General features: G+C 72.1%; 3 protein-coding genes. 2 read left to right on the forward strand and 1 reads right to left on the reverse strand.

Translation table 11 applies throughout. The annotated features are described in order from the left end of the window. A partial coding sequence (locus Q0L15_RS21010) for a GDP-mannose 4,6-dehydratase (RefSeq protein ID WP_296606670.1) occupies positions 1-323 on the forward strand: 323 nt, incomplete at its 5' end. Positions 324-330: 7 nt separating this feature from the next. Further along, a complete protein-coding gene (locus tag Q0L15_RS21015) occupies positions 331-1,287 on the forward strand; it encodes a GDP-mannose 4,6-dehydratase (RefSeq protein ID WP_296606672.1) in 957 nt (318 codons plus the stop codon). Here the strand turns inward: Q0L15_RS21015 and Q0L15_RS21020 are convergent. Further along, positions 1,276-1,529 (reverse strand): cupin domain-containing protein (locus tag Q0L15_RS21020; protein WP_296606673.1); only part of this gene is annotated, 254 nt, incomplete at its 5' end. The two genes, Q0L15_RS21015 and Q0L15_RS21020, sit on opposite strands and share 12 nt — an antisense overlap.

The raw sequence follows: 1,529 nt of genomic DNA on the forward strand, positions 1-1,529 counted from the left end.
ACTGGGGCTTCGCCGGCGACTACGTCGAGGCGATGTGGCTGATGCTGCAGCAGCCGGTGGCCGACGACTACGTGATTGCCACCGGCGAGGCGCACTCGATCCGCGACTTCCTCGACGCGGCGTTCGGCCACATCGGCATCGACGACTGGACGCCGTACGTCCGTCAGGACCCGCGGTTCATGCGGCCCGCGGAGGTCGACCACCTGATCGGCGACGCCAGCAAGGCCCGCGAGGTGCTCGGCTGGAAGCCGAGGGTGTCGTTCCGCGAGCTGGTCGCGCTCATGGTGGAGGCCGACGTGGCCGCGATCCGGCAGGGCTGGTGACGCTGCTGTGAGCGCAGGACGCCGCGCGTTCGTCACCGGGATCAGCGGCCAGGACGGCCGCTACCTCGCCGAGCAGCTGCTCGCCGAGGGCACCGAGGTGCACGCGCTCGCCCACGAGCTCGAGCCGCTGCCGGACCTGCCCGGCGTCGAGCTGCACCGCGGCGACCTCACCGCGGTCGAGCAGGTGCGCACGCTGCTGGTGGAGCTCGCGCCCGACGAGGTCTACAACCTCGCGGCGCTCAGCTCCGTCGCGAGGTCGTGGGACCAGCCGGACCTGGCCGCCAGTGTCAACGGGCTGGCCGCCGCCGGCCTGCTGGAGTCGGCGCTGCAGGTGCAGGACAAGCTGGGCCGACCGGTGCGCTTCGTGCAGGCCTCGAGCGCAGAGATCTTCGGCCAGCCCGACCGCTGCCCGCAGGACGAGCGCACGCCGCTGCGACCGGTCAACCCCTACGGCGCGGCCAAGGCCTACGCCCACCTCATGGTCGACATCTACCGCCGCCGCGACCTGCACGCGGTCAGCGCGATCCTCTACAACCACGAGTCCCCGCGCCGGCCACCGGACTTCGTGACCCGCAAGATCACCTCGACGGTCGCCGCGATCGCCCACGGCCGGGCCGACCGGCTGGCGCTCGGCAACCTCGACGCCCGGCGCGACTGGGGCTGGGCGCCGGACTACGTCGACGCGATGGTGCGGGCGGTGCGGGCCGACACCGCGCGCGACTACGTGATCGCCACCGGCGTCTCCCACTCGGTGCGCGACTTCGTCGCCGCCGCGTTCGCCCGCGCCGGCATCATCGACTGGGAGCCGATGGTGAGCATCGACCCGGAGTTCGTGCGCCCGGCCGACCCGACCGAGCTGGTGGGCGACGCGTCGCTAGCGCGCGCCACCCTGGGCTGGTCACCTACGGTGGGCTTCGACGAGCTCGTGGGTCGGATGGTCGACGCCGACCTGTCAGAGCCGTGAGTCGACCAACCGGCCCACGGACTCGATCATGACGCCCGCGCGACCGTAGTCGTCCTGCAGGCGCACAATGTCGTCCTCGCCGGTGTAGCGCCCACGCTGCACCTCGATGACGATCAGCGGGGTGCCGTGCTCGTTGATCAACCGGTGGGCGGCTCCCAACGGGACATCGACGGTCTCACCGGGGCCGGCGGACCGCTTGACCCCGTCGAGGACGTACGTCGCCGTGCCGCTGACCACCACCC

The sequence above is a fragment of the Nocardioides sp. genome, from assembly GCF_024509035.1.
Classification (GTDB): Bacteria; Actinomycetota; Actinomycetes; order Propionibacteriales; family Nocardioidaceae; genus Nocardioides.